The sequence below is a fragment of the Hydrogenophaga sp. genome (assembly GCF_031426985.1).
GTDB lineage: Bacteria > Pseudomonadota > Gammaproteobacteria > Burkholderiales > Burkholderiaceae_C > Hydrogenophaga.
Window position 1 is genome coordinate 17,297 of sequence record NZ_JASJOY010000107.1, and the last position, 21,143, is coordinate 38,439.

The 21,143-nt window shown below is 68.0% G+C and carries 19 protein-coding genes; 12 read left to right on the forward strand and 7 right to left on the reverse strand.

Annotation, left to right across the window (positions count from 1 at the left end; translation table 11 throughout):
* Window positions 1–92: 92 nt before the first annotated feature.
* Window positions 93–1,037, reverse strand: coding sequence for a LysR family transcriptional regulator (locus RMP09_RS13905; RefSeq protein WP_310566575.1), 945 nt, complete (start codon window positions 1,035–1,037; stop codon window positions 93–95).
* 103 nt (window positions 1,038–1,140) lie between these two features.
* Here RMP09_RS13905 and RMP09_RS13910 point away from each other — a divergent pair, with 103 nt between their 5' ends.
* Window positions 1,141–2,667 carry a CoA-acylating methylmalonate-semialdehyde dehydrogenase gene (locus RMP09_RS13910; RefSeq protein WP_310566576.1) on the forward strand — a complete coding sequence of 509 codons (1,527 nt, stop codon included), beginning with the start codon at window positions 1,141–1,143 and terminating at the stop codon, window positions 2,665–2,667.
* A gap of 24 nt (window positions 2,668–2,691) precedes the next feature.
* Here RMP09_RS13910 and RMP09_RS13915 read toward each other — a convergent pair whose 3' ends face one another.
* Window positions 2,692–4,227, reverse strand: a complete 1,536-nt coding sequence (locus RMP09_RS13915; RefSeq protein WP_310566577.1) for a sigma 54-interacting transcriptional regulator — start codon at window positions 4,225–4,227, stop codon at window positions 2,692–2,694.
* Between the two features lie 299 nt (window positions 4,228–4,526).
* On the opposite strand from RMP09_RS13915, the gene RMP09_RS13920 reads away from it, so the two are divergent.
* Both RMP09_RS13920 and RMP09_RS13925 read left to right on the forward strand, forming a co-directional pair.
* Window positions 4,527–5,780, forward strand: a complete 1,254-nt coding sequence (locus tag RMP09_RS13920) for a D-amino acid dehydrogenase (RefSeq protein WP_310566578.1) — start codon at window positions 4,527–4,529, stop codon at window positions 5,778–5,780.
* 127 nt (window positions 5,781–5,907) lie between these two features.
* Window positions 5,908–7,377, forward strand: a complete 1,470-nt coding sequence (locus RMP09_RS13925; protein ID WP_409559730.1) for an alanine/glycine:cation symporter family protein — start codon at window positions 5,908–5,910, stop codon at window positions 7,375–7,377.
* A 318-nt stretch (window positions 7,378–7,695) separates the two neighbouring features.
* On the opposite strand, the gene RMP09_RS13930 is transcribed toward RMP09_RS13925, so the two are convergent.
* The 3 genes from RMP09_RS13930 to RMP09_RS13940 form a co-directional block, all read right to left on the reverse strand.
* Window positions 7,696–8,199 (reverse strand): YbaK/EbsC family protein, encoded by a 504-nt coding sequence (locus RMP09_RS13930; RefSeq protein ID WP_310566579.1) that lies wholly within the window; start codon window positions 8,197–8,199, stop codon window positions 7,696–7,698.
* A gap of 58 nt (window positions 8,200–8,257) precedes the next feature.
* Entirely contained in the window at window positions 8,258–9,256 is a 999-nt protein-coding gene (locus tag RMP09_RS13935; protein ID WP_310566580.1) for a threo-3-hydroxy-L-aspartate ammonia-lyase, read from the reverse strand.
* A gap of 426 nt (window positions 9,257–9,682) precedes the next feature.
* On the reverse strand, window positions 9,683–11,065 hold the full coding sequence (locus RMP09_RS13940; RefSeq protein ID WP_310566581.1) for a Fic family protein: 1,383 nt from the start codon (window positions 11,063–11,065) through the stop codon (window positions 9,683–9,685).
* A gap of 303 nt (window positions 11,066–11,368) precedes the next feature.
* Here RMP09_RS13940 and RMP09_RS13945 point away from each other — a divergent pair, with 303 nt between their 5' ends.
* From RMP09_RS13945 to RMP09_RS13975, 7 genes are read left to right on the forward strand one after another with little or no spacing between them, the layout of a single operon-like run.
* A complete protein-coding gene (locus tag RMP09_RS13945; RefSeq protein WP_310566582.1) occupies window positions 11,369–11,884 on the forward strand; it encodes a DUF1269 domain-containing protein in 516 nt (171 codons plus the stop codon).
* Between the two features lie 51 nt (window positions 11,885–11,935).
* Window positions 11,936–13,060, forward strand: coding sequence for a c-type cytochrome (locus RMP09_RS13950; RefSeq protein ID WP_310566583.1), 1,125 nt, complete (start codon window positions 11,936–11,938; stop codon window positions 13,058–13,060).
* A 19-nt stretch (window positions 13,061–13,079) separates the two neighbouring features.
* Window positions 13,080–14,855: a cbb3-type cytochrome c oxidase subunit I gene (locus RMP09_RS13955; RefSeq protein WP_310566584.1), complete on the forward strand. Its 1,776-nt coding sequence runs from the start codon at window positions 13,080–13,082 to the stop codon at window positions 14,853–14,855.
* Window positions 14,852–15,466, forward strand: coding sequence for a bb3-type cytochrome oxidase subunit III (locus RMP09_RS13960; RefSeq protein ID WP_310566585.1), 615 nt, complete (start codon window positions 14,852–14,854; stop codon window positions 15,464–15,466). Before RMP09_RS13955 ends, RMP09_RS13960 begins: the two co-directional genes overlap by 4 nt.
* Before the next feature lie 9 nt (window positions 15,467–15,475).
* On the forward strand, window positions 15,476–16,180 hold the full coding sequence (locus tag RMP09_RS13965) for a heme-copper oxidase subunit III family protein (RefSeq protein WP_310566586.1): 705 nt from the start codon (window positions 15,476–15,478) through the stop codon (window positions 16,178–16,180).
* Between the two features lie 5 nt (window positions 16,181–16,185).
* Window positions 16,186–16,515 (forward strand): cytochrome C oxidase subunit IV family protein, encoded by a 330-nt coding sequence (locus RMP09_RS13970; RefSeq protein WP_310566587.1) that lies wholly within the window; start codon window positions 16,186–16,188, stop codon window positions 16,513–16,515.
* A 57-nt stretch (window positions 16,516–16,572) separates the two neighbouring features.
* On the forward strand, window positions 16,573–17,052 hold the full coding sequence (locus tag RMP09_RS13975) for a YbaK/EbsC family protein (protein ID WP_310566588.1): 480 nt from the start codon (window positions 16,573–16,575) through the stop codon (window positions 17,050–17,052).
* Between the two features lie 28 nt (window positions 17,053–17,080).
* On the opposite strand, the gene RMP09_RS13980 is transcribed toward RMP09_RS13975, so the two are convergent.
* Entirely contained in the window at window positions 17,081–17,860 is a 780-nt protein-coding gene (locus RMP09_RS13980; protein ID WP_310566589.1) for a DUF2189 domain-containing protein, read from the reverse strand.
* 313 nt (window positions 17,861–18,173) lie between these two features.
* On the opposite strand from RMP09_RS13980, the gene mgrA reads away from it, so the two are divergent.
* Entirely contained in the window at window positions 18,174–19,214 is a 1,041-nt protein-coding gene (mgrA, locus tag RMP09_RS13985) for an L-glyceraldehyde 3-phosphate reductase (protein WP_310566590.1), read from the forward strand.
* A 15-nt stretch (window positions 19,215–19,229) separates the two neighbouring features.
* Here mgrA and RMP09_RS13990 read toward each other — a convergent pair whose 3' ends face one another.
* Window positions 19,230–20,165 carry a LysR family transcriptional regulator gene (locus tag RMP09_RS13990; protein ID WP_310566591.1) on the reverse strand — a complete coding sequence of 312 codons (936 nt, stop codon included), beginning with the start codon at window positions 20,163–20,165 and terminating at the stop codon, window positions 19,230–19,232.
* A 120-nt stretch (window positions 20,166–20,285) separates the two neighbouring features.
* Here RMP09_RS13990 and RMP09_RS13995 point away from each other — a divergent pair, with 120 nt between their 5' ends.
* Window positions 20,286–21,143, forward strand: coding sequence for a fumarylacetoacetate hydrolase family protein (locus RMP09_RS13995; protein ID WP_310566592.1), 858 nt, complete (start codon window positions 20,286–20,288; stop codon window positions 21,141–21,143).

Sequence of the window (21,143 nt, forward strand, 5' to 3'; positions counted from 1 at the left end):
CCCGGGCCTGCCCGGGCTTTTTTGTGGGGGAATGTCCGCCTGTTGCCTTCCGGTGGGTCGGAAAAGGCCACGTCCGTCGGGCGTGAGGCGGATCAAATCCCCTCGGCAAAGCCCGGCGCCAGCGCCTCCCGCAAATAGGCCACGAACACCGTGACCGCGCGCGGCACGTGCGCCGAATACGGGCGGATGGCGTAGAGCTGCTCGGCGAACCCGCCCACCGGCTTCCAGTCCGGCAGCACCTGCACCAGCTTGCCCGACAGCAGACTGGCCTGGGCGGTGAAGTCGGGCAGCAGCGCGATGCCCAGGCCGCCCAGCGCCGCGTCGCGCAGGGCTTCGCTGTTGTTGGCCGCCAGCGAGCCGGACACCTGCACCGTCACCCGCTCGGCGCCCGCCCGGGCGCGCAGCGGCTCCAGGGTCCAGGCCGGCGTGTCCTGCGAGCGCGGGTAGTGCAGGCAGTTGTGCTGCGTGAGGTCGCCGGGCGACTCGGGCATGCCGTGCTTGCGCAGGTAGGCGCGGCTGGCCACCAGCACCGAGCGGGTGCCGCACAGCGTCCAGGCCACGTGGGTGTCGGGCGGGTGTGCCGTGTGGCGGATCGCGAGGTCGAAGCCCTCGGTCGCCAGCGACGAGAGCCGGTCGGCCAGGTCCAGCTCCAGCCGCACCTCGGGGTACTGGCGCAGAAAGTCAGGCAGGCGCGGCACCAGCTGCTGGCGCGCAAAGGCCACCGGCGCCGTCACCCGCAGCAGGCCGCGCGGCGCGCCGGCCGCGTCGCGCACCTGGGCAAAGCACTGGGCGATGTGCTCGAACGAGGCCCGCGTGTCGTCCACCAGGCGCTGGCCGGCCTCGGTCAGGCGCACGCTGCGGGTGGTGCGCTGCACCAGCGCCACCCCCGCCAGCCGCTCCAGCTCGGCCATGCGCTGGCTCACCGCCGCCTTGCTCACGCCCAGGCGCGCGGCCGCCGCCGTGTAGCTGCCCTGCTGGGCCAGCACGTTGAGCCAGTGGAAGTGGCCCCACAGCTCATGAATTTTCTGTTCGTTCATGCCTTCATTGTTCACCAAACTGAACAATCAATTCAAGGTTTCGGTCTTGTATCAAAAGCGCCCGGTTCCTAGACTGCATGCATTCATCCACCGGAGACATTCCATGAACGCACGCCAACCCGCCGTCACCGACATTCCGCACTTCGTCGGTGGCGCCCGCTTCGCCGGCGCGGCCAGCCGCAGCCAGGACGTGACCAACCCCGCCACCGGCGCCGTCACCGGGCGTGTGGCCCTGGCCAGCGCGGCCGACGTGGATGCGGCGGTCGCCGCCGCGCAGGCCGCCTTCCCCGCCTGGTCCGACACGCCGCCGATCCGCCGCGCGCGGGTCATGTTCAAGTTCCTGGAACTGCTGAACCAGCACAAGGACGATCTGGCCCGCATGATCACCGCCGAGCACGGCAAGGTCTTCACCGACGCGCAGGGCGAAGTGGCGCGCGGCATCGACATCGTCGAATTCGCCTGCGGCATCCCCCAGCTGCTCAAGGGCGATTTCACCGACCAGGTCTCCACCGGCATGGACAACTGGACCATCCGCCAGGCCCTGGGCGTGGTCGCCGGCATCACGCCGTTCAACTTCCCGGTCATGGTGCCCATGTGGATGTTCCCGGTGGCGATTGCCGCGGGCAACACCTTCATCTTGAAGCCCAGCCCCATCGACCCCAGCGCCAGCCTGTTCATGGCCGATCTGCTCAAGCAGGCCGGTCTGCCGGACGGCGTGTTCAACGTGGTGCAGGGCGACAAGGAAGCCGTGGACGCGCTGCTGGTGCACCCGGACGTCAGGGCGATCAGCTTCGTCGGCTCCACCCCCATCGCCAACTACATCTACGAAACCGGCGCCCACCACGGCAAGCGCGTGCAGGCCCTGGGCGGCGCGAAGAACCACATGGTGGTGATGCCCGACGCCGACCTCGACCAGGCGGTGGACGCGCTGATTGGCGCGGCCTACGGCTCGGCCGGCGAGCGCTGCATGGCGATCAGCGTGGCGGTGCTGGTGGGCGACGTGGCCGAGAAGATCATGCCCAAGCTGATCGAGCGCACCAAGGCGCTGAAGGTGCTCAACGGCACCAACCTGGCCGCTGAGATGGGCCCCATCGTGACCCGCGCGGCCTACGAACGCATCACCGGCTACATCGACGCTGGCGTGATGCAGGGCGCCGACCTGCTGGTGGACGGCCGCCAGTTCGACGCCAGGCAGACCGGCGAAGGTTGCGAAGGCGGCTTCTGGATGGGCGGCACGCTGTTCGACAACGTGACCACCGACATGCGCATCTACAAGGAAGAGATCTTCGGCCCGGTGCTGTCCTGCGTGCGCGTGGCCGACTTCGGCGCCGCCGTGCAGCTGATCAACGACCACGAGTTCGGCAACGGCACCAGCTGCTTCACCCGCGACGGCCACGTGGCGCGCGAATTCGCCCGCCGCATCCAGGTCGGCATGGTCGGCATCAACGTACCGATCCCGGTGCCCATGGCCTGGCACGGCTTCGGTGGCTGGAAGAAGAGCCTGTTCGGCGACATGCACGCCTATGGCGAAGAGGGCGTGCGCTTCTACACGAAGCAGAAGTCGATCATGCAGCGCTGGCCCGAAAGCATCGGCAAGGGTGCCGAGTTCGTGATGCCGACGGCCAAGTAAAGGCGCCGGACCCCGGGCGCAGGTTCAGTTCGAGATGCCGTACTTGCGCAGCCGTGCCGCGATCGCGGAATGTGAGGTGCCCAGGCGCTCGGCCAGTCGCCGGGTCGACGGGTACTTGGGCCACAGCCGCTGCAGCAGCGCGCATTCATAGCCGGCAACCGCCTCGTCCAGGCGGGTCACGCTGTCTTCGTCGAGCACCGTCTGGGCGGCCGTGGCCGCATCGGCCAGTTCGAGGTTGTCGGTGTCGATGACGGCGGCGTCGCTCATCGTGACGGCTCGGAAGATCACGTTCTGCAGCTGCCGGACGTTGCCGCGCCAGGGGTTGGACTGCAGCGCGGCGGTGGCGGCGCGGCTCAGGCGCACCGGTGGCCGGCCGGCCTGCGAGCAGGCGCGCTCCAGAAAGGCCTGCGCGAGCAGCAGGATGTCCTCCGCGCGCTCGCGCAGCGGCGGCACGACGACCTGCAGCACGTCCAGGCGGAACAGCAGGTCCTGCCGGAAGGCGCCGCTCTCCACCATGTCCTCCAGCGAACGGTGGGTGGCGCTGATGATGCGGACATCGGCTTTCAGTTCGCGCTCGCCCCCCACGCGCCGGAAGCTGCCGTCGTTCAGGAAGCGCAGCAGCTTGGCTTGCAGGTAGGGCGACATCTCGCCCACCTCGTCGAGGAACAGGGTGCCCCCGTCGGCCAGCTCCAGCAGCCCGGGCCGGCCGCCGCGCAGCGCGCCCGTGAAGGCGCCCGGCGCATAACCGAACAGCTCGCTCTCGGCCAGGCTCTCGGGCAGGGCGGCGCAGTTCAGTGCAAAGAAGGGCTGCCCGTGCCGCCGGCTGCCGGCGTGGCAGGCGTGGGCGACCAGCTCCTTGCCGGTGCCCGTCTCGCCGCGGATCAGCAGCGGCGCATCGACCTGCGCCATGCGGGCGGCGCGCTGCCGGAGGTTGCGGATCGCGGTGGACCGGCCCAGGATGGCCTCGAAGCCGCCCGCGCTGTAGTTCTGCAGCGCGCTCAGGCGCTCGCCGATGCGGTGCGGCGCGTGCAGCGTCAGCACGGCCCCGGCGACCCGTCCGCCGGATTCGTGCAGCGCCACCGTCTCCAGCAGGTAGGGCTGACCGCCGACCTGCACCTCGCCCACGGGCAGGCGGTAGTCGTGCGAGACCAGGGTGTCGGCCAGGCCCGCGTCGCCGGTCAGTTCGTGCAGCGACAGGCCCGAGAGCTGGTCCTCCCGCAGGCCGATGGCCTGGGCCGCCGCGGCGTTGGCCACGACCACCTGGCCCTGGGCGTCGACCGCCAGCACCGGGTCCGCCAGCGACGCGAGCAAGGCGTCGAGGTACAGCTGCCGGCGGGCGCCGGGCAGCATGGACACCTCGGTGGCCTGCCGCACGCCGGGGATGGCCTGCACGGCGGCGTCCACGCCGGCCAGGTCGGCCGGCAACAGCGCCGGGGCTTCCAGGTAGATGTGCGGCGGGTCGACCTCGACGGCGATCACATCCAGGCCGCGGCCGGCCAGGACGGCGAGGATCTCCTGGGCGATGCCGAGGCGGTCGACGAACTCGATTTTCAGGCGCATGGTGTGTACGGGAATCGATACGGTGGAATGAAATCGTGACGGCAGTGTAACGGCCGTAGGGGGGCGATGGAAATCTGTTTTGAGGGCCTGGTCACTGCAGGCGCTGCCATTGCGGGCAGACCGGACTCCCCTTGTGGTGTATGGATTTCGATACGGCATCAGGCGATGACCGGCTGTGCCTGCTCTCGCAAGGGCTTGATTTGTATGGCCTTGGCCGCGTCACCGCGTGGTGGCACAAGGCTTGCAAGACAGCCCCACGGCGGGGTTTCCCCATGAACGAAAAAAAGAGGGCTCAAGGCATGAAGGTTCTGGTTCTTGGCAGCGGTGTGATCGGCGTGTCGGTCGCGTATTACCTGGCGCGTGCCGGGCACGAGGTGACGGTCGTTGACCGGCAACCCGCGCCGGCCCTCGAAACCAGCTTCGCCAACGCGGGCGAGGTCTCGCCCGGCTACTCGGCCCCCTGGGCCGGGCCGGGGGTGCCCGTCAAGGCGATCAAGTGGATGCTGATGCACCACAGCCCGCTGGTCATCAAGCCGATGCTGGACCCGGCCATGTGGCGCTGGGGTCTGTCGATGCTGCGCAACTGCACCGAGGCGCGCTACCGCGTCAACAAGGCCCGCATGGTGCGGCTGGCCGAGTACAGCCGGGACTGCCTGGTCGACCTGCGGCGCGAGACCGGCATCCGGTACGACGAACGCGCCCAGGGCACGCTGCAGCTGTTCCGCACCCAGAAACAGCTTGAGGGCGTGGGCAAGGACGTCGAGATCCTGCGCCAGTACGGCGTACCCTTCCAGGTGCTCGACCGCGAGGGTTACCTGCAGTACGAGCCCGCGCTGGCCCAGGTGAAAGAGAAGTTCGTGGGCGCGCTGCGCCTGCCGGGCGACGAAACCGGCGACTGCTTCCTGTTCACCCAGCGCCTGGCCGAGATGGCCAAGGGCCTGGGGGTGCGCTTCGAATTCGGCGTGAACATCCGGCACATCGAGCAGTCGGGCGACCGCTTCACCGGCGTGCAGACCGATCGCGGCCTGATGACCGCCGACCGCTGCGTGCTGGCCACCGGCAGCTACTCGACGGCCCTGGCCGCGCCGCTGGGCCTGCACCTGCCGGTGTACCCGGTGAAAGGTTTCTCGATCACGGTGCCGATCACCGACCCCGCGGCCGCGCCGGAGTCCACCATCATGGACGAGACGCACAAGGTGGCCGTCACGCGGCTGGGCGACCGCATCCGCGTGGGCGGCACGGCGCAGCTCTCGGGCTTTGACCTGAACCTCGATGCCGGCCGGCGCAAGACGCTGGAGTTCGTCGTGGGCGACCTGTTCCCCCGCGGCGGCGATGTGCAACGCGCCGAGTTCTGGACCGGCCTGCGCCCAATGACACCCGATGGCACGCCGATCCTCGGCAGCTGCCGCGTGAAGAACCTGCTGCTGTGCACCGGTCACGGCACGCTGGGCTGGACCATGGCCGCCGGCACCGGCCGCGTGATGGCCGACCTCATCAGCGGCAAGTCGCCCGAGATCGACATGGAAGGCCTCGGCCTGGACCGCTACGCCTGAGCGGTCCGCCGGCGTTTTCCAACCGTCTTTTGCATCGCGCCCGCCGGGCGCACGGCCGCCACCGGGCCCAGATCCGGCGCGGCCGACTTTCCTTTCATTTCACAACACACCACAGGAGACTCCCCCCATGTCCGTGTCCGAAATCGTCAGCGCCCTCAACGGCGTCATCTGGAGCCCCGCTCTGATCTACCTGTGCCTGGGTGTCGGGCTGTACTTCTCGTTGCGCACCCGCTTCATGCAGGTGCGCGGCCTGGGGCAGATGATCAAGCTGATGTTCAACAACAAGTCCTCGGCGGCCGGGGTGTCCTCGTTCCAGGCGCTGGCCATGTCGCTGTCGGGCCGGGTGGGCACGGGCAACATCGCAGGCGTCGCCACCGCGATCACCTTCGGTGGCCCTGGGGCGGTGTTCTGGATGTGGATGGTGGCCTTCCTGGGCGCGTCGACCGCCTACGTCGAATCGACGCTGGCCCAGATCTACAAGGAAAAAGACGACAACGGCCAGTACCGCGGCGGCCCGGCCTACTACATCGAGAAGTGCATGGGCCAGAAGTGGTACGCGTGGATCTTCGCGGTGTCGACCGTCATCGCCACCGGCCTGCTGCTGCCGGGCGTGCAGGCCAACAGCATCGCCTCGGGGCTGGCCAACGCCTGGGGCGTGGACACCGCCGTGAGCGCCGCCGTGATGGTGCTGCTGCTGGGCTTCATCATCTTCGGCGGCGTCAAGCGCATTGCGCTGTTCGCCGAGATCGTGGTGCCGTTCATGGCGCTGGCGTACATCCTGGTGGCGCTGGTCATCGTGTTGCTGAACGTCGGCCAGGTGCCGGCCATGATCGCCCTGATCTTCAAGAGCGCCTTTGGCCTGGAGGCCGGCTTCGGTGCGGTCATGGGCATGGCGGTGCAGTGGGGCGTCAAGCGCGGCGTGTACTCGAACGAAGCCGGCCAGGGCACCGGCCCGCACCCCGCCGCCGCGGCCGAGGTGGACCACCCCGCCGAGCAGGGCTACGTGCAGGCCTTCTCGGTCTACATCGACACGCTGTTCGTCTGCTCGGCAACGGCCTTCATGCTGCTGTCCACCGGCATGTACAACGTCAAGGCGCCCAGCGGCGAGATGCTGTTCAACGGCCTGCCCGGCGTCGAAACCGGGGCCGCCTACACCCAGGCCGCGGTCGAGACCATGCTGCCGGGCTTCGGGGCTTCGTTCGTGGCGATCGCGCTGTTCTTCTTCGCCTTCACCACCATCGTGGCGTACTACTACATGGCCGAGACCAACATCGCCTACATCAACCGCAAGGTGCACCGGCCGTGGCTGAGCTTCGTGCTGAAGCTGGCCATCATGGCGGCCGTCACCTACGGCTCGGTCAAGAGCGCCGGCCTGGCCTGGGACCTGGGGGACGTCGGCGTGGGCCTGATGGCCTGGCTCAACATCGTCGCCATCCTGATCATCCAGAAGCCGGCGCTGCTGGCGCTCAAAGACTACGAACGCCAGAAGAAGGCCAAGCTCAAGCCCAGCTTCGACCCCGAGTCGCTGGGCATCCGCAACGCGGCTTTCTGGGTCGAGCGGGTCAAAGACAGCAAGGCCGCCGGCCTGCGCAAGTGACCGCCGCGGGCTGCCGCAGCTGCTTCGTGGCGAGTGTGTGACGCCCACGGGCAGGTCATCGATCTCGTCTGACTCTGTGGCCTCGTTGCGCTTTGGCGTGACGGGGCTTTTTTTTGCGACTTCTGTGGCGGGTCTGCTGCAGAGTCGCGTCTTTTTGGATGTTTCGGGCTGGCTTCGAGGGTTGAGAGCAGGGTGAGGGACTTGTTTCGACCCGCTGCTGACTTCGCATATCCGCACAAGGGCGCCGAAATGCCGACATTCAAGCGGGCATCTTGCGCTGCTGATTGGTCTGGCGCCTGCCAGTGCGCACTCGGCTGCTTATGCAAGTGGCGACGAAGCGCCGAGAGGTTCGAATGCCCCTAGTGCTGCCTTGAATTCACGTCCTGTCATGAACATCTTGTGGTCAAGCGTCGCTGCATTGAACACGACAAGCTGTGCCTCGACGATCTCACGATCGACTACCACTTTGGCGACGCCCGGAAGGTATGGCCACCCGAACGGAGGCAGTGCTTCAAGCGCAACGCCTGCAGAAATGGTCAACACTTCATCTCGGCTGGCCCGCCGGAACTGGCCGAACTCCACTTGCAGGTCGCGATCGGTTGGGCTTCTTCCGGCCGGAACGACTACGAGCACGTAAATGTCGCCCGGCAACGGTTTGACCAAAAGTGAGGCGGCTGCGATCACCGGCATTCTTTCAGCCTCACCACCACCGGACCTTGCCCCTGTTCGCCATTGCTGGCTCGGAGGCACGTCGATATCGAACCTGGCACCGAGAAACGACAGGTAGTCGATCAAGTCGTGATAACGGGCGGGCGCGTTCATCGATGGGCATTGAAAGCGGTGTCGCTTGGCTGGACACTTTGTCGAGGAGCCGAGCCGATCAGGCTGCCGCCGCTGGTCGACCCTCCGGGTACTCGTCGAGCAGTTCGGCAAACCGTCCCAGGTCAACATTGCCGCCACTGATCAGAATGCCGATCCGTTTGCCTGCCAGTTCAGATCGGCGGGCCCGCGCGGCAGCAAAGCCCAGGCACCCCGTCGGTTCGACGATGAGCTTCATGCGGGCGGCAAAAAATCGCATGCAATCAACCAGTTCCGCATCCGAAACGGTGAGCACGTCGTCCACCGTGCGCTGGATGATCTGGAATGTGTAGTGCCCCAGATGCTGGGTTTGCGCTCCATCAGCAATGGTACGAGGCGTGTCGATGTGGACGATCGAGCCACTGCGAAACGACTGTTGGCCATCGTTGCCGGCCTGTGGTTCGACGCCATAGACCTTGCAACCTGGAGCGAGCGCTCGGGAAGACAGGGCTGACCCGGAAAGCAGTCCGCCACCGCCTAGGCAGACAAACAGCGCATCGAGTGAACCGACCTCATCGAACAATTCCTTGGCTGCTGTTCCTTGACCCGTGATCACATCAGGATGGTCGTAGGGCGGGATAAGGGCCAGACCGTCGCGCTGGGCGAGGTCTCGTCCAATTTGCTCGCGATCCTCGGTGTAGCGGTCGTAGAGTACAACCTTGCCACCGTAGCCTCGGGTCGCCGCCACTTTGGCGGCCGGGGCGTCGTGCGGCATGACAATGGTGGCAGGCATGCCGAGCAGGTGCGCCGAAAGGGCGATGGCCTGTGCGTGGTTACCGGAGGAGAATGCGACAACACCACGGTGACGCTGCTCTGAGTCGAACCGTGAGAGCGCATTGAATGCACCCCTGAACTTGAACGCCCCCATCCTTTGAAGGTTCTCGCACTTGAAGAAGACGCTTGCACAGAACTCGCTGTCAACCGTCCGGGAGGTCAGGACGGGCGTGACATTCGCGTGGCCTCTCAGCCGCTTCGCGGCTTGGACAACATCATCGAAGGTGGGCAGGGCCAATGCATTCATGTGCGCTCCGTCCTGACGGTTCGCGGGCACCTGAAACCTACTCCGATTTGGCAGAAACGGCTAGCCCGGCCTTGTATCGCGAGGATGAACGGAACCTCTTGGCAGGGCAATGCGACTCACGTTGAGGAAAGCATTCGCCCCGGTGCCACTGGCGATGAGACGCAACGAGTATCGATATCAGCGCGAGAGCCTACTTCAAAGCGGGCACTGATGAGCTACAGCAATTGGCCGAAACGGGCCCCTGAAGTTGAACGACCGCAGCCACGCATGCCAACCCCCGGACCGGCGCGCCGGGGTGTCTTGTAGAGCGAAGTCAAGGAGGAGACGGTCGCAGGCCGTCGGGGGACATGAGCGGCGCAGGGCGCCCCGGTGCACCACTCCAGCGAGCGAAGGGTTTCCCCAACCCCCAGCGCCGCGAGCGCCTGTCTACCGCCGCTGCCAGGCCGAAAACTCCAGCGGCCGAATCCCAAACCGCACCGCATTGCCCGCGTGCAGCGAGGCAAATTCAGACAGCACCAGCGTGCAGAAGTGGGCGTGCTCGGCCACTGGCACCGACGCGGGGATCTTGCTCTTCACGGCCTGTTCGGTGACGGCTTCGCCTTGCCGCACGATGGCGGCGACCACCTCGGCCAGTGCCTGGCGGTGGCGCAGCCGGAAGATGTCTGGCGGCACCAGGGTCTGCTGGACCGCCACGTACTGCTGGCACGAGCGTTCGTAGGCCCACACAAACACGTCGCGCAGCAGGTCCACGCGGTTGAGTTCGTACACGCCCAGCATGGCGTTCACATAGGCCTGTTGCGGCACGTCGATGAAGGACAGTGGGCAGAGGTTGTGCCGGATGAACGGGATGTTGGCCGCCAGCCGCGAGACGCGTTTGTTAACGTCCTCGAACGGCTGCAGGTAGGGCAGGTGCACCATCAGGAAGAAGGCCTGCTCGAACGGGTCGGTGATTTCTGCGGCCATCTGCACCACGATGCCCAGCAGTTCCTCCAGCCGCTGGGGCAGCGCCAGGGGCAGGTACACGCTGCCGCCAATTTCCACCGCGCGGCGGCGCACGCGGCCCACGGCGGAGGGGTCGGCCATCAGGCCGTCCGACAGGAGGGCGTGCAGCGCGATCAGGGTGTCGGTCTGCACGCGGGCGTTGTCGGGGCTGAGCACCAGGTATTCGATGGCCTGCTTGTGGTTCAGGATCATCTGCGTTTCCAGCGCGTCCTTGCCCTCGGCGGCCTGGCCGAACTCGATCAGGCGCTCGGTGTCCAGGCGGCTGTAGGTGTTGCCTTCCAGGTGCGACGACGCCCAGGACAGGTCGATCAGCAGGCGGTTGAGGATGTCTTTGGCGAAGGTGCCGGCGGGGGTCTGCTGCGCAGGCGAACGGCCCATGGCATGCAGCTGCTCGCGCAAGGCAGGCGGCAGGTAGGCCGTGTGGTTGGGGTGGTACTGCTCCAGGAACGACTGCCGGTAGCCCACCGGGCTGCGCAGGTGGCGCGGCTGGGTGACGTGGTCGCGGATCTCGGCACCCGCCGCGGAAACGGGCAGGTCGTCCTGGGCAGGGGCGGTGCGCCAGGTGTGCTCGGGCTCGGCGGCGCGGTCGGCCGGCGCTGCCCGGCGGTGGTAGCGCGCGGTTCGGCGCTCCCCCAGCATGTCGATGCGTTGCTGTGCCACCAGCACGGCCAGGCGCCGCTGCAGGGTGCGGCGGTGGAGCGGGGTGCCCAGCTGTTGCTCGATGGCTTCAATGCCCACGCCGCCGGGTGCGGAGGCGATGAGTTCGACCAGCCGGTCCAGCTCTTGGGTGGGGGTGACGCGTGACATGCGGTGGGCTCCGTTGAGGTCGCGGGAGTGTTGCGACAATTGATTTGTCGCAAACTATTTTATGCGACACATAAACTGTCGCAAAGACTTGTTTTGCACCCGTTTTGCGCCTGTACGGCCCCAGGCCCTTCTGTCGAAGCTCGGCCGTGAGCGGAGCACGCCACCGGCGATTCTTGATACCGATTCGTGGTCTTGTGGCGCGTTTGGACATCGCCATCCAGGGGGTGTACAACGCCAGTTCGAAGTCTGTTTGTTGTGAGAGCTTGCATCGATTGCCACACCGCTTTGCGGAAGGAGGCCCCCATGAGCAAGCGTATTTACTGGCTGTTGCCCGACGTGGCCAGCGCCCGCCGGACGATGAATGACATGCTGCTGGCTCGCATCGACGAGCGACACATGCACTTTGTCGGACGCGAAGACCTCAACCTCTCCGGCCTGCACATGGCCAACGTCCTGCAGACCTCCGACGTGGTGCGCGCCGCCCAGCTGGGCGCGCTCATCGGCGCGGTCCTGGGTTCAGTGGCGGGCCTGGCGGTGGCGTGGTACCTGCCGCTGGCCGGCGAGCCGCCGCGATGGGGCCTGGTCGTCGTGCTGGCGATGGTGGGGCTGGTCTTCGGCGCCTGGGCGTCGAGCCTGATCGGTGTGTCCATCCCCAGCCAGCGGCTGCGGCGTTTCGAACGCGCGATCCGGCAGGGCCAGATCCTGCTGATGCTGGACGTGCCGCCCGGGCGTGTCGAGGCCATCGAGTCGCGGCTGCAGGCACTGCACCCCGAAGCCCGCCTCGAAGGCGTCGAGCCCAACATCCCGGCCTTTCCCTGAGCGCCCCGCTCGCGGCAACACGTCGCAGCGACACCGCCACCGGAGGGCACCATGGGCATCGCCATCGCCCTGCTGGTGATCGTGGTCGCCACGGTGGTCTTCCACCTGGTGACTCCCTGGTGGCTGACGCCGCTGGCCTCGAACTGGGCCGCGATGGACGACACGCTGACGGTCACCGTGGCCGTCACCGGCGTGTTCTTTGTCGCCATCAACCTGTTCGTGGTCTACACCCTGTGGCGCTTCCGGCATCGCGCGGGCGCGCGCGCCGCCTACGCGCCCGACAACCACCGCCTGGAGCGCTGGCTGGGCGGCATCACCACCCTGGGCATCGTGGCGCTGCTGGCGCCGGGCCTGCTGGTGTACGCGCGCTACATCGACCCGCCCGCGGACGCGATGCTGCTCGAAATCCTCGGCCAGCAATGGCAATGGCGTTTTCGCCTGCCGGGGCCGGACGGCCGGCTGGGCGGCACCGACCTGCGCTTCGTCTCGGCCGACAACCCCTTCGGCCTGGACCCGGCCGACCCCGCCGCGCAGGACGACCTGCTGGTCGACGCCAACGAGGTCCACCTGCCGACGGACCGCTCGGTGAAGGTGCTGACGCGCTCGCACGACGTGCTGCACGACTTCTTCGTGCCGCAGTTCCGCGCGCGCATGAACATCGTGCCGGGCCAGGTGAGCTGGTTCTGGTTCACGCCCATCCGGGCGGGGCGCTACGAGTCCCTGTGCGCGCAGCTGTGCGGCGTCGGGCACCCGGCCATGCGCGGCGTGGTCGTGGTGGAGGATGCGAACGCCTGGCAGGCCTGGCGGCAGCAGCAGCCCAGCTTCGCGGCGACGCGGGCCGGTGGCGTAGCGGCCGGTGGTGGCGGGCAGGACCTGGCGGCCATGGGCCGCGCGCTCGCGCAGGCCAAAGGCTGCGTGGCCTGCCACACGGTGGATGGCCGGCCCGGCGTGGGCCCAACCTGGCAAGGCCTGTTCGGCAAGACCGAGACCTTCGCCGACGGCTCCACCGCACGGGTCGACGAGGACTACCTGCGCGGCTTCATCCGCAACCCGAAGGCGCGCAACGTGAAGGGCTTCGCGCCGGTGATGCCGCAGATCGAACTGAGCGCCGACGATCTCGACGCGCTCGTGGCCTACATCAAGACGCAGGGCCCCGCGCCCGCCGCCCGGCCCTGACGCCCACAGGACGACCGCCATGGCCCACATCGACACCCCCCACACCGATGACGCCCCGCAGAGCTTCGTCAGGCGCTACGTCTGGAGCCTGGACCACAAGGTGATCGCGGTGCAGTACGCGGGCACGGCCATCGCGGTCGGGCTGGTGGGCCTGCTGCTGTCCAACCTGATGCGGCTGCAGATCGGCTTCCCCGGCGTGTTCGAGTTCATCAACGCCGAACGCTACTACCAGTACGTGACCATGCACGGGATGATCATGGTGGTCTACCTGCTCACCGCGCTGTTCCTCGGCGGCTTCGGCAACTACCTGATCCCGCTCATGATCGGCGCGCGCGACATGGTGTTCCCCTACATGAACATGCTGAGCTTCTGGACCTACCTGCTCAGCGTGCTTGTGCTGATGGCCAGCTTCTTCGTGCCCGGAGGGCCCACCGGCGCCGGCTGGACGCTGTACCCGCCGGCGGCCATCCTGCCCGGCACGCCGGGGCACGACTGGGGCATCATCCTGATGCTGGTCTCGCTGCTGATCTTCATCGTCGCCACCACCATGGGCGGCCTGAACTACGTCACCACCGTGCTGCAGGCGCGCTGCGAGGGCATGACGCTGCTGCGCATGCCGCTGTCGGTGTGGGGCATTTTCGTGGCCACCATCCTCGCGCTGCTGGCGTTCCCGGCGCTGTTCGTCAGCGGCGTGATGATGCTGCTGGACAAGACCCTGGGCACCAGCTTCTTCATGCCCGCCTTGCTGTCGATGGGCCAGGCCACCGGCACCCGGGGCGGCAGCCCGCTGCTGTTCCAGCACCTGTTCTGGTTCTTCGGCCACCCCGAGGTCTACATCGTCGCGCTGCCCGCCTTCGGCATCGTGTCGGACCTCATCAGCGTGCACGCCCGCAAGGCGATCTTCGGCTACCGCACCATGGTCTGGGCGATCGTCGTCATCGGCGGTTTGAGCTTCGTGGTGTGGGCGCACCACATGTTTGTCAGCGGCATGAACCCCTGGTTCGGTTTTTTCTTCGCCACCAGCACGCTGATCATCGCGGTGCCCACCGCGATCAAGGTCTACAACTGGGTGCTCACGCTGTGGCGCGGCGACATACACCTCACGCTGCCCATGCTGTTCACGCTGGCCTTCATCCTCACCTTCCTGGCCGGCGGGCTGACGGGGCTGTTCCTGGGCAACGTCAGCGTCGACATCCCGCTGTCGGGCACCTATTTCGTGGTCGCGCACTTCCACATGGTCATGGGCGTGGCGCCGCTGCTGGTGGTGTTCGGCGCCATCACGCACTGGTACCCCATGGTCACCGGTCGCATGCTCGACGAGCGCCTGGGGCGCATCCACTTCTGGATCACCTTCCTCGGCACCTACGCGATCTACTTTCCGATGCATTACCTGGGCGTGCTGGGCATGCCGCGGCGCTACTACGAGTACGCGAACTACGCCTTCATTCCCGCCTCGGCCCACACGCTCAACGCCTTCATCACCGTGGTGGCGCTGATCGTGGGCGCGGCGCAGCTGCTGTTCGTGTTCAACCTGCTGTGGAGCGCCTGGCGCGGGCGCCGGGCCGAACCCAACCCCTGGCGCGCGGCGTCGCTGGAATGGGCCACGCCGCACACCCCGCCGCACCATGGCAACTGGGGCGCGCAGCTGCCGGTGGTGCACCGCTGGGCCTACGCCTACAGCGTGCCGGGCGCCCCACAGGATTTCATCGCACAGGACGCCCCGGCACTGGCCGGTGGCCAGGAAGCCGGGGCGCCGGCGTCGCCGACCGCGCCCCGGAATGGAGCCCGCTCATGAACACCACCACACTGCCGATCGGGGACCCGGCCAGCACCCGGGCGCGCGCCGCCGCGACCGGGCTGTGGCTGTTCATGGGCGTGGTCAGCGCGCTGTTCGCCTTGTTCCTCGTCGCCTACGCGATGCGCATGGAGGCGGCCGACTGGTCGCCGATCGGCATGCCGCCCCAGCTCTGGCTGAGCAGTGCGCTGCTGCTGGCCGGGGGCCTGCTGCTGCAGCGTTCGGCCACGGCCGCGCAGGCGCTGCACCACGCGCGGGCGCGCGGCCTGTTGCTGGCCGGCGGCCTGGCCGCGATGGCTTTTCTGGGCGCGCAGCTGTGGGCCTGGCAAAGCCTGCTGGACGCGCGCGTGGGGCTCGCGGGCAACCCGGCGGCGAGCTTCTTCTACGTGCTCACCGCGCTGCATGGGCTGCACGTGATCGGCGGTCTGGTCGCCTGGAGCATCACCGTGCCGCCGGCCGTGGCACCGCCGGCCGAGCCGCGGCGGCTCGCGCTGCGCATCACGCTGTGTGCGCGCTACTGGCACTTCCTGTTCGCCGTGTGGGCCGTGCTGTTCGCCGCCCTCGGCTGGCTGACGCCGGAGGTGGTGCGCTTCATCTGCGGGCGCGCCTGAAAGACCACCATGAGCAGCGTCCCCACCCACGTCACATCGCCGAGCACTGGGACCTCTGCGCCGGTGACGGGGCTGCGCGGGCTGGTGGCCGACTGGTCGTCCGACGGCCAGACCTTCCACATCGCCTGGGGCAAGGCGATGATGTGGTTCTTCCTGCTCAGCGACACCTTCGTCTTCGGCAGCTTCCTCACCGGCTACATGACGGTGCGCATGTCCACCACCGTGCCGTGGCCGAACCCGAGCGAGGTGTTCGCGCTGCACGTTGGCGGCGCTGACGTGCCGCTGCTGCTGATCGCGGTGATGACCTTCGTGCTCATCACCAGCAGCGGCAGCATGGCGATGGCCGTGCACTGCGCCTACCGCGGTGAGCGCGTCAACGCGGCGCGGCTGATGTTCCTGACCGCGGCCTTCGGCGCCCTGTTCGTCGGCATGCAGGCCTTCGAGTGGACCAAGCTGATCGTCGACGAAGGCGTGCGGCCCTGGGGCAACCCCATGGGCGCGGCGCAGTTCGGTTCGAGCTTTTTCATGATCACCGGCTTCCACGGCCTGCACGTCACGGCCGGGGTGATCTACCTGCTGGTGGTCGCGGTGCGGCTGCTGCAAGGCAAGTACGACCATTCGGGCAACCACCAGATCGTCGAGATCGCCGGCCTCTACTGGCACTTCGTCGACCTGGTGTGGGTCTTCATCTTTGCCCTGTTCTACCTGTGGTGAACGCGATGCACACGACCCGCGACGCCCCCGCCGGGCAGCAACAGCACCCCATCGGCCTGTACCTGAAGGTCTGGGCCCTGCTGTTCGTGCTGAGCACGATGTCGTACGCCGTCGACTACTACCACCTGCAAGGCCTGTGGCGCTGGGGCCTGATCCTGGTCTTCATGCTGCTCAAGGCCGGCCTCATCGTGGCCGTGTTCATGCACCTGGCCTGGGAACGGCTGGCGCTGATCTGCGCCGTCCTGCTGCCGCCGCTGGCCCTGGTGGCCTTGGTGGGGCTGATGGCCTCGGAGGCCGACTACCTGCACCTGACGCGGCTGCTGTTTTTCCGCTAGCGCACGCACCCGACCTGCACGCCACGCCGAGGTCCACACATCGCGTTGGAGCCGATCATGTTCATTCCGCCCCGCCTGTCCTTCTTCCTGCTGGTGAACGACGCCGAATACGGCATCCGGCGCCACCGGCACACCCGCAACAGCCCGGACACCGCCCACGCCGCGCGCGTGCCGCCGCACCAGCTGGCCAAGGCCGTCGTGCTGGAAGACGACATGGGCTGCGTGGTGGCCGTGGTGCCGGCCGATCGCTACGTGCGGCTGGGCCGGGTGTCGCAGTTGCTGGCGCGCGAGCACCTGCACCTGACCGACGAGGACCGCGTGGCCACGCTGTTCCCCGACTGCGAACGCGGCGCCGTGCCCGCGCTGGGCATGGTCTGGGGCCTGGAGACGGTGGTCGACGACGAACTCGAAACCCAGAGCGTGGTCTACATCGAGTGCGGTGATCACGAGCGCCTGCTCAGGCTGGAGCACCGGCAGTTCCATGCGCTGATGCGCCAGTCCCGGCACGGGCAGTTCAGCGGCCTGCGGCTCCATTGAGCCGCCGCGGCCGCGCCGGGACGTTCGATCAATCGACCCGCTCCACGAGGTCGCGGTAGGCGTGCCAGCTGGCGTGGGCCAGCCAGGGGAAGATGACGATCAGGCCCAGCATGAAGGTGGCGAAACCGATCAGCACCAGGCCGGCGATCAGCGCGGCCCACAAGGCCATCGCCGCGGGGTTCTCCGCGCAGCAGCGCATGCTCGTGATGGCGGCCGTCACGGCGTCAAGCGGCCGGTCGAGCAACAGCGGCGCACTCACCACCGACAGCGTGAACACCATCAGCGCGAACGCGGCCCCCACGCCAAAAAAGGCCAGCAACAGCGGCCCGTACGCGCCCGAGAACAGCACGTCCTGCACGACCGCCGACAGGTCGGGCACCTGGCCGCCGTAGGCGAGCGCGAAGATGATCGCCGCCACCCGCTCCCACAGGATCAGCGAGAGCGTCAGCATGAGGCCGAACAGCGCGATCGAACCGGTGTTGGACCGCCAGGCGAACATGGCCCGCGCCACGTCGATGCGTTCGTGGCGTTCGATCTGTGCCGAGATGGCGTAGAGCCCGATGGCCACGAACGGCGCCACCAGCAGGAAGCCACCGACAAAGGCCGGCACCAGGTAGGTGGCGCCCCAGCCCAGGGCCAGCAGCATCACACCGAAGGCGGTGATGTACACGCCGTAGGCCAGGCTTGACCGGCCCGACCGGGCGAGGTCCGCGTAGCCGCGGCGCAACCATTCGAGCGGCTGTGTGGTGTGCACCCGGCGCACCTGGGGCGTGTCCACGGTCGCGTGTCTTTCAAGGGCATGGTCCATGACGGTCTCCTGCTGAAAGGGGCAACGCAGATCGGCCCGCCCGCGGGCTGCGGTCATGGGGGGTGCGGCCAGCCGCCCGCCCTGGTCGGCGGGCACAGGTTGCCGACCACTCCAGGGGTCGACATGCACCGACCATGCTAGACCCGTGGACCGGACCGCGGCCGATGCCTGCTGCCCCAGCAGGGTTTTCCGGGGCAGGGGGCGTCCGACCCCGCGCGCCACAAGGGGGCTGGCGCACGGGACGGGGTTACCGGGTGGTTACTGGGTAGAGTGGCGGCCTGTCTGTCCGTGATCCACAACCAGGAGATCCACCGTGTACGCCGCCCACCCCCAGCGCTACGAGCGCATGCCCTACCGCACCGTTGGCCGCAGCGGCCTCAAGCTGCCCAGCATCACCCTGGGCCTGTGGCACAACTTCGGCGACACCTCGCCGATGGCCACGCAGCGCACCATGCTGCGCGCCGCCTTCGACGCCGGCATCACCCACTTCGACCTGGCCAACAACTACGGCCCGCCCTACGGCAGCGCCGAGACCAATTTCGGCGAACACCTGCGGCGCGACTTCCGGCCCTACCGAGACGAACTCATCATTTCCAGCAAGGCCGGCTACGACATGTGGCCCGGCCCCTACGGCCAGGGTGGCGGTTCGCGCAAGTACGTGCTGGCCAGCCTGGACCAGAGCTTGAAGCGCATGGGACTGGACTACGTCGACATCTTCTATTCGCACCGCTTCGACCCCGACACCCCGCTCGAAGAAACCATGGGCGCACTGGCCACGGCGGTGCAGCAGGGCAAGGCGCTGTACGTGGGCATCTCCAGCTACTCGGCCGGCAAGACGCGCGAGGCCGCGGCCATCCTGCGGCAGATGGGCGTGCCGCTGCTGATCCACCAGCCGTCCTACAGCCTGCTCAACCGCTGGGTCGAGGAAGAGTTGATCGACACCCTGCAGGCCGAGGGCATGGGCTGCATCGCCTTCAGCCCGCTGGCGCAGGGCCTGCTGACCAACAAGTACCTGGGCGGTGTGCCGGCCGACGCGCGCATCAACCGGCCGGGCGGCGGCTCGTTCAAGGCCGAGCACCTGAGCGAGCAGAACCTGGCCCATGTGCGCGCGCTCAACGCCATGGCGCAGGCGCGCGGCCAGAGCCTGGCGCAGATGGCGGTGGCCTGGGTGCTGCGCCACCCGGGCATGAGCTCGGCCCTGATCGGCGCCAGCAAGCCCGAGCAGATCACCGAACTGGTGGGCGCGCTGGACAACCTGCAGTTCAGCGCCGACGAGCTGGCCGCCATCGACCAGCACGCGGTGGACGGCGGCCTCAACCTCTGGAAAAAGCCCTCGACCGACCAGCGGCTCTGAAGCCGGCGAACCCGTTCACTCAGGCTCGCCGGGCAGGCTCCCCCAGGGCTCGTCGGTCTCGCCGATGAGTTTCGCCACCACCTTGGCCGCCGGGGTGAGCTGGCCCTGTTTGGGCAGGGCCAGGGTGACGTAGCGGCGCAGGTCCGGGCCGACGATGCGCGCCGCCTGCAGCCCGCCCGAGCGCATTTCTTCGGCCATCGAAAACGGCCCCAGCACCGAGTACAGCCCCGGTGAGTGGGCCACCAGTTCTTTCTGCACGCGCAGCGAGTCGGCCACCACCTCGGCCTGCAGCGCAAAGCCTTTGCTGCGCGCGGTTTCGTCCAGCACCGCGCGCCAGTGCGACGGCCGGCGCGGCAGCACCAGGCGCAGGCCTTCGAGCCGCGCGAAGTCCACCGTGTCGTCGCGCGTGAGGCGGTCGCCCGGCATCGACACCAGGTAGGTGCCGGCGGTGGCCAGCAGCTTTTCGTCGGCGCCGGTGGGTTTGCGGAAGCGGAACAGCACCGCCATGTCCACGCCGCCGGTGTCCAGCAGGGTGTCGAGCTCGCCGCCCTGGCCTTCGCGGATGTTCAGGCGGATCAGCGGGTACTCGGCCTGCAGGCGCAGGTAGAGCCGCGTGATCAGCGGGTGCGCGGCCGAAGGCAGGATGGCCAGCCGCACCTCGCCCATGGGCAGGCCGGCGTCGGCGCGGATGTCGGCCAGCAGCTGGTCGGTGTCGCGCACCCAGCCGCGCACGCGAGCCTGCACCCGCTGGCCCAGCTCGGTCAGCGCCACGCCGCGCCCGGTGCGGCGGAACAGCGGGCCGCCGCAGGCGGCTTCGAGCTCGCCGATCTGGCGGCTGATGTGCGACTGCACCGTTTGGCGCTGCGCCGCGGCCTTGGTGAAGCTGCCGAGCTCGGCCACCTCCAGGAAAAGGCGGAAGTCGTTCGGGTTGGCGGGGTGGCGTGCGCTCATTGGTATGCCTTTTCAGAGATGTCTGAAATCTCGGTTTGCATTCTATGCAGATGACAAGCCGCTCCCTAGACTGCGTCCATTCCTTCCCGAACCGTTGTTCCAGACACCCGGAGACACCCCATGAAACTCGCCAGTTTTGAAGTCCAGGGCCGCGCCACCTACGGCGTCGTCGATGCCACCGGCCTGTACCACGCCGTGTCCGATGCCTTCCAGCAGCGTTTTGCCGACCTGAAGGCGGTCATCGCGGCGGGCGAACTGGGCGCTGTGCCAGGGGCCGCGGCCGGGCAGGGCCTGCGGGCCGACCAGGTGCGCCTGCTGCCGGTCATCCCCAACCCCGGCAAGCTGATCTGCGTGGGCCTGAACTACAAGAGCCACGTGGCCGAAACCAAGCGCCCCGACAGCGAGTACCCCTCGCTGTTCCTGCGCTTCAACGACAGCCTGGCCGCGCACGACGACGTGGTGCTGCGCCCCGCGTTCTCCGAGCGCTTCGACTGGGAAGGTGAACTCGCTTTTGTCATCGGCACCGGCGGCCGCCACATCGCCAAGGAAAAGGCCTTCGAGCACATCGCCGGCTACGCCTGCTTCAACGACGTGAGCGTGCGCGACTGGCAGAAGCACACCCACCAGTTCACCCCGGGCAAGAACTTCCCCGGCACGGCGCCGTTCGGCCCGGTGCTGGTGACGCGCGACGAGGTGCCCGACGTGACCGCGCTGACGCTGGAAACCCGCGTCAACGGCAACGTGGTGCAGCACGCCAGCGTGGGCGACCTGATCTTCGACATCCCCACCATCGTGGCCTACGTCTCGCGCTTCACGCCGCTGTCGCCCGGCGACGTGATCGCTACCGGCACCCCCGGCGGCGTGGGCGACCGCCGCGAGCCGCCGCTGTACATGAAAGAAGGCGACGTGGCCGAGGTCGAGATCACCGGCCTGGGCGTGCTGCGCAACCGCATCGGCACCGACCACAGCGCCGCCTGA